Source organism: Ureibacillus suwonensis (genome assembly GCF_042655065.1).
Taxonomy (GTDB): domain Bacteria; phylum Bacillota; class Bacilli; order Bacillales_A; family Planococcaceae; genus Ureibacillus; species Ureibacillus suwonensis.
In genome coordinates this window covers 1-6824 of record NZ_JBHSNQ010000022.1, presented here as the reverse complement: position 1 = coordinate 6824, position 6824 = coordinate 1, and the positions used below count along the sequence as shown (strand labels likewise).

4 protein-coding genes and 3 pseudogenes are annotated in these 6824 nt (G+C 29.8%); 5 read left to right on the top strand and 2 right to left on the bottom strand.

What is annotated here, in order from left to right; genetic code table 11:
- Positions 1 to 242: 242 nt before the first annotated feature.
- Positions 243 to 494 (top strand): annotated as a pseudogene (locus ACFPOH_RS01840) (chromate transporter); the annotation flags it as partial.
- A pseudogene (locus ACFPOH_RS01835) lies at positions 460 to 1251 on the top strand (transposase); the annotation flags it as partial. The pseudogenes ACFPOH_RS01840 and ACFPOH_RS01835, both read left to right, overlap by 35 nt.
- A 66-nt stretch (positions 1252 to 1317) precedes the next feature.
- Here the strand turns inward: ACFPOH_RS01835 and ACFPOH_RS01830 are convergent.
- Together ACFPOH_RS01830 and ACFPOH_RS01825 are read right to left on the bottom strand one after the other, a co-directional pair.
- Positions 1318 to 2703 (bottom strand): UvrD-helicase domain-containing protein, encoded by a 1386-nt coding sequence (locus ACFPOH_RS01830; RefSeq protein ID WP_342470268.1) that lies wholly within the window; start codon positions 2701 to 2703, stop codon positions 1318 to 1320.
- The gene (locus ACFPOH_RS01825; protein ID WP_342470267.1) at positions 2700 to 4457 is read right to left on the bottom strand and encodes an ATP-dependent nuclease; all 1758 of its coding nucleotides are present in this window, start codon (positions 4455 to 4457) and stop codon (positions 2700 to 2702) included. The genes ACFPOH_RS01830 and ACFPOH_RS01825 overlap by 4 nt, the downstream gene beginning before the upstream one ends.
- A gap of 637 nt (positions 4458 to 5094) precedes the next feature.
- On the opposite strand from ACFPOH_RS01825, the gene ACFPOH_RS01820 reads away from it, so the two are divergent.
- From ACFPOH_RS01820 to ACFPOH_RS01810, 3 genes and pseudogenes are all read left to right on the top strand, one after another.
- Positions 5095 to 5697 carry a hypothetical protein gene (locus ACFPOH_RS01820; RefSeq protein WP_342470266.1) on the top strand — a complete coding sequence of 201 codons (603 nt, stop codon included), beginning with the start codon at positions 5095 to 5097 and terminating at the stop codon, positions 5695 to 5697.
- 74 nt (positions 5698 to 5771) lie between these two features.
- Positions 5772 to 5915: pseudogene (locus tag ACFPOH_RS01815) on the top strand (DnaB-like helicase C-terminal domain-containing protein); the annotation flags it as partial.
- A gap of 566 nt (positions 5916 to 6481) precedes the next feature.
- Positions 6482 to 6824 (top strand): transposase (locus ACFPOH_RS01810; protein WP_390308714.1); only part of this gene is annotated, 343 nt, incomplete at its 3' end.

Sequence of the window (6824 nt, the reverse complement as noted above, 5' to 3'; positions counted from 1 at the left end):
AAGCTTCTCCTCCACTAGTACAACCTCCAATAAACTTAATAAACTAGTTTATTAGAAGTGTATTTGATAGTGAAAAAGTGTTCAATCCAAATGAGCGGAATCTGTTGATTTTATTTTATCGTTTACATATGCGCTATTTAAAGAAATAAAGGATTAACGCGCTTAAACTTGGTGAGTTTGTTACATGTGGTACAGTACGTCATAGCAGTAACAAGATATTATATCATTAGGAGGAATACGCGTTGAATCAAGAAATTAAGTTGCAACAGGAACAAAGAGGTTCTGTTTGGGAAGTGTTGAAAACAGCTACCCGGTTAGGATTGACTTCTTTCGGGGGGCCTATTGCTCATTTAGGATATTTTCGCGAGGAATATGTGAATCGGCGAAAATGGTTAGATGAAAAAACATATGCTGATTTGGTCGCGCTGTGTCAATTCTTACCGGGTCCGGCGAGCAGTCAGGTTGGAATGGGGATTGGATTTATGCGGGAAGGATGTACCGATTGAGCCAAAATGGGGTGTGAAAAAGAATAGTAAAGGAAAAAATACATTCTGGTTTGGTTATAAAGCCCATTTAGCTGTTTCGACGAAAAGTCAATATATCATCACTCGTTTGATGTCCTCAGGTAATTGAAGTGATTGTAAAGCTGCGATTCCATTATTGAAAAAACTTCATCACTTCGGAAACGGTCAATTTACAATCGCTATATTTGATGCTGGTTATGATGTTGAACCTATTTACCGTCAAGCCGTATCACAGTCCATGCGAGTCGTGATTCCTTACAACGTTCGCCGAGAAGGAGAATATATAGGATTCGATGAACATTTTCGTCCAACCTGTGTGCGTGAACATAGTTACCAATAGGACAGCTTTGACGCTAAGTACAATACATTAAAATTCACACGTCCAAAGGAATGTGCAACTTGCCCATTACGAGAAGTTTGCCAAAAAGTTTTCAAAATCAAATGTGATATAGATATCCGTAAATTTACCTATCCAGCACGTGGGACAGAACGATGGAAACTGCTTTATCAAGAACGTACAGCAGTCGAACGCGTTAACGCTTATTTAAAGGGATACTTTCAATTAAACAATGTCCGTCATCGTACAGGAAAGAAAGCAAAAATGCATTTCAATCTGGTGACGTTAATTTATAATACCTGCAAACTAGCTGTTGAAGAATCAATGCTTTATTACAGCAACAAAACCAAGTTGCATAATTTTAAAAAAAAAACAAGGTTTTTAGTATAGGGGTACTCTATACTTCAGAAAAACTATGATTTATGAAATTGATTCAATTAGTAGAAAAACTTCTTTCTAGACAATGGAAATATTATCCTTCGAACTATTATGCTTCAACTTATTTATTCCAAAGCTCTGAAACTTACTTTCTAAAAATTCCTCACCATATTTTTTCTTTACCTCTTTAGTAACAAAAATCAATAACTCTTTTTTAGATCTGGTTAAAGCAACATAAAGATAATTTAGCATTTTCTTTTTGTCTGCTTTTTCTTTAAAAAAGTATGGAGCTAAACTTGTAGTCAAAATAAAAATGCAATTATCACCTTCTAAACCTTTAATACTATCTATAGAGTTAACTAATATACCTTTTTGGTCGGATTTCTCCAGAATTAAATCGAATGAGAAGGCTAGTCTAGCTTTATCCTTATCTGACAAATTAATTGATAGGATTCTTTCTAGCCATGAAAAAATTATATAGTATTCTGATCTATATATTTTGTTTAAGACTTTTTTCTTTAATAAGTATGTAATTTTATCTATCTTATTTTCCATTAAATTTGTCTTAGCTATCAATGATTTAAGTTCATATTCTAAGTTTTCTTCGCCACTATTTTTGTCAGCTTTATTAGTAAAGAAACGTTCATTTTTATTATAAATATAAGTATAGTCCCATTTTTTAGAACGCAAAATTTCTTCTATATCTACCTGATCTTCATAACAATAATTTAGTAATCCAAGTGTTTCAGTCATAGGTTTTTGTTTCTCTTTATCAAATATATAAGAGTTAGAAAATAAAACATGAGAAACTGGACATCTATGATTTTCTGGCTTATATGTAACAGAATCAGGAAATGTATCTATTAAATCATTAAATGCAAATCGTCCGCGTAAATCTTGTTTTGGATCCCCAACTAAACAAAGATTAATTCCTTTTTCTTCTAGTACTTTAACTATTTCCAAAAAGTAATTGTCCATGTCCTGAGCTTCATCAACAAATACAGAATCTAAAAACCTTGTAATTATTGATAACACTTCTTCACGTTTTTTTTTCACATCTTTTTTATCATTTGACTTACCATATACTATCCATTTAGCTACCTCTGTAACTTTTTCAACATGAATAAATTTCTGTAAACCAAGTTCTTTAATTTTCATTGCCTTAAGTCGATTATCATGAGGAAGTTTAATTTGTGAAACTCTTGTAAATTGTTTCCCATAAAGTAAATGGTGATAAGGAAATATAAATTCCCTTAATAAAAAGGCATGTATAGTTTCAACCAGAATTCTTTTCGGAAGATGACCATTTAACTTTTTTATTTTATCCTCGATATGATTTTTAGCTGCATTAGTATATGTAACCACATATATTATTTTAGATTCAGTTTCATTGTATCTATCAAGTACCATCTGAGCCATTGAGCTTGTTTTTCCTGCTCCAGCACCGGCAACTATTATTTTCATTGTTTTTCACCGCTTTGCAAAAAATGTAGTACTCTACTAATATGCTGTGGTAGTTCTATTTCAGATAACTCTTCAATTCCAATATCTTTACAGAACTTCAGCATTGTTTCAGCTTTAGCACCTTGCCATTTCTCAGATAAAGATTTAGGTGTATCAATATTTGTCCATCCATGGAATTTTTCAAAGTATGCTTTTAATTTTTTGTAATTATCCCCAGTTGAAACTATTTCTGGTTCCAAAGTATATTGCTCGGTTGTAGTTACATACACATTTTTATATTTATTGTATTTTTCATGTTGTTCCTGAGCATTAGGTTGATTATCGAAATCTCTAATTATACCTAAACGATTTGTAGAATCTTCATTGACCTTTAACCAGATATCTATCATTTTAGTAAATCCTTTATGTAAAGATATAACTTCAATATCATGTAAAGAATTAGTTTGAGAATTGAGATAAGATCTTATAAAAATTTCTTCTGAAGGCCCCTCTACTAATACACAACGACGTGAAAAAAGGAATTTAATAAAATCTAAATTTGGTTTTTTAGCTAAATAATCTAATTGTTTATCTTTCAATTCTGATTTTAATGAAAAAGCCTTACCTTGAGACACTATACATACATTTTCTAATTTAAGTTTATTTAAAAACATGGTGCTATGAGTAGAAATAAAAACTTGCAATTGACTACTAGAGTTTACTAAGGAATTTAAATAACTGGCTAACATTAACTCATTACTGGTAGACAAATGAGCTTCTGGTTCCTCTATTGTTAATATATTTAAAGCCATGTCAGAACTTATTTCTAATGAATTCATCATGACAAATAGGTAAATTAAATTTCGATATCCTAAACCTTGTGTATTTAAATATTCATCACCATATCCGAGCTTCACATTATTTAACAGAGAACTCATACTAGGCATATTTGGAAGCAAAGAAATTTCATCAAAGAAATCCTTAGCATTTTCAAGTTCAGAGTTTTCTTGCCAATTGAAAACTCCTTCAATATTGCTAATCTCCTTTAATTCATCAAAAAACTTGCCATATGATTTCTCTATTTTAACTTTATCTTCATCGGATAATTTATTATGTAATAAATTTACCAACGACTTAGATCCAAGCCTGTTACTATTATTTGAGAAGTCATCTCTTTCTGCTGCTAAGGAATTATATTTAAAATTTGCAAGTTCATTATATGCAATTTGTTCTCCTGTCGTTGGAATCATAATAACGTATTTAAAAAACTCAATGGGCAATAAATTCATTTTTAAATTCTCAATTGAATCTGTTTCTTGTTTAAGAATGTTTTGGATATGAGTCAATAAATCTTTAGGATTTTCTATATAATATTTATAACATATAGAATATACTGGTTTCTCATCATCTAAAGAGTTAATCCATCTATGTACATAAAACTCATCAGCCCCATCTGGTTCAAAAGTAGCTTCTACCATTACAAAAGGAATAATATCCTCAAACTCATCCAAGTTTACATTACCATTTATTATAGTTTGAATATTTTCCTTAATAAAAGCGAAATATCTTTCCTTAGCTAAATTATTTATATCGTTCCACCCTAAATTCTTATTAATACTACCTACTTCATCGTTCATAAATGGTAATGTTATCGCTCTTAGTAAATTACTTTTTCCACTATTGTTATCACCTATAAAAACGACTACCCTATTTAATTCGATATTTACATCCGTTAAGTTTCGATAATTTTGTATTTTCAATTTGGAAATTTTCATGAATTACCTCTCCTAATACATTATTATAATTATGTAAGTTTCCCTTATTAAAAATTTTATTATTTTTCCACCAACACTTTTTAACCTAATTACAAATAACTCATACAGAAAGTCAAATTTATTTTTTTTCGGAATCTTCATAACAACTCATTCTAGCTTGAATGGAAATATATACCTGTTGACCTATCAAGAAAACCAGTACGACTGTTTCTCATTCTTTTATTGTTCTTACCAGTATGATTTATTTTTTTATTGAGCTTAAAAATGCTTTTAGTAACTAAAAATAGTTACCATGAACAACCCTTACGTGCTTTACATTTATTCTCTTATTTATCCACTTAATTTCTATCCGTCTCTAATATTGGTAAATATTAATCCTTACCATTAAATAATTCTCCTCATATTCAATTACAGAACTATAAGGTCCCAAAATACCAATACTTACTTGAACAAAATAAGTTATAAAAATCTTGCTTTTTTATGAGATATTATGGTAAAAAAGTAGTATTCATTTCGATATTGTGAAAAGATAGTATTGAATTTCCATGTGATATTAATACAACCAAAAATATTCTAGTTTTATCAGTATAACTAGATATAATTAATAAAATTATATTGAAATAAAGGATTGGGTATAATGACAAAAAGAGCGCTAATTGGATTAGGGCAGAGTGGATCAGCCATTGTAGAAGATATTATTTCAATGGAAATGTTAGAAAAAACAGAGTTTTTTTGCATTAATTCTTACAAAAATAACATAACATTTTCAAAAAACATTCCGAAAAAAAATTGGTTTATGTTCGATTTGGATAGTGGGTTTAGTCAAGAACCAAAAAGTTGTTTTGATTTCCTAGAACAAGAAAATGAACTTCGAGAAAAAATGATTAGTTGGGTTAAAAATATATTAGAAGAATTTGAGGAAGTATTATTAATTACTTTCTCTCCTTCTGGTACAGGACTAGGAACTTTGAGTACAATTCTTAATTCCAACATCAGGATCGCCAAAAAAGCTATTGTAATAGAAAATTCAGATTCAAGTTTTTACCAAGAAAAATTTCACGAAAATCGAAAGTGGATTGAAGGTATTTCATCTGAATTTGACACATTAACTTTTATTTCCTTTGATGCAGAAAAAGAATTAAAGATTAAGGAGAAACTTGGATATAAATTAGATTTCGCTAACATGAGATACACTTTAATAAACGAACTGGTAAACAATAAAAACCATAATTTTAATTAATGCAAATAATGCGAAATAATTACGGTGTAAAGTTATTGTCTTATACCGTCTAGTACAGACATGTTGAACGTGATGATTATTACGAAAATAATTCTAAAATGGAAAATATTACAGAAATAGTATTATCAAAACATCGAAATGGACCAATTGGAAATGTAAAATTAGATTTTGTTAAAGAATATGGTAAATTTTTAGATTTTTATCATGGAACAATTTAAATAGAGTAAATATTAGTTTAATCACAGTAAATAACTCATATTTTTAGGATATTTTATAAATAGCTTTCATTTCTTCCTAGGTATGGTTTAAGACAATTTTTATAAAAATAATGATAAGAGTGCGATATTGGCTATTTTGCACTCTTGTCATTAACTGTTTCCCTCCATACAAACTCAAATGCATTTCGTCACTAAATACAGGAATTTGAAAAAAGATTCTCTATTTATTCCCTAATCATCCCTTGATTGTCTAAGGAGGGACACAGCAGAATAAATTGATATTAAAACCATTAGTTTAGCTTTTCACCTTTTCTAATACTATTATAGACCTTTATTCGAATATTTGGCTAAGAAATTTGAATCATTTCTAATTCATATGAATACTAATTTTCACTTATTACCGTGTTTTGTTTAAAAATAAAATATTTTATTATTATTCGAGTTAATTTCATAATTCTCACCCCTTGATTTTCAAGGGATTCAAGACAATAAAAAATGGGTACCTCCCCAAATTTCGTTATAATGGTAGGTAACCAAACAAACCATACGAAAGAGGTGAGTACCCTATGACTATGGTAAAACAAATTTCTCTTTTTGACATCCATCAATTATTAGAAATGGAAAGTTCCCATCGTTATGATGCCATTTTTAGTGTGATCGACATTCAGCCTATATTTCAATTGTTTTCTAAAAAGACATTGAAAGGTGCACCACGTGAATTGAATGATGGTGCAATGATTCAATCGCTGATTATTCGTATTGTCGAACGTATTCCAACTATCAAGGATTTAGTCAAACGTTTGGTCCATGATCCTTTATTTCGTTTCGACTGTGGATTCCTTGTGTCTGATGTCGTACCATCTGAAAGCTCTTATTCACGCATGATTCAAGTCATTAGTGAATCAGATG

Excerpts from the sequence above, each read along its gene's own strand:
- ACFPOH_RS01825 (WP_342470267.1), bottom strand. The coding sequence starts at position 4,457 with ATGAAAATTTCCAAATTGAAAATACAAAATTATCGAAACTTAACGGAT.
- ACFPOH_RS01820 (WP_342470266.1), top strand. The coding sequence starts at position 5,095 with ATGACAAAAAGAGCGCTAATTGGATTAGGGCAGAGTGGATCAGCCATT.
- ACFPOH_RS01830 (WP_342470268.1), bottom strand. The coding sequence starts at position 2,703 with ATGAAAATAATAGTTGCCGGTGCTGGAGCAGGAAAAACAAGCTCAATG.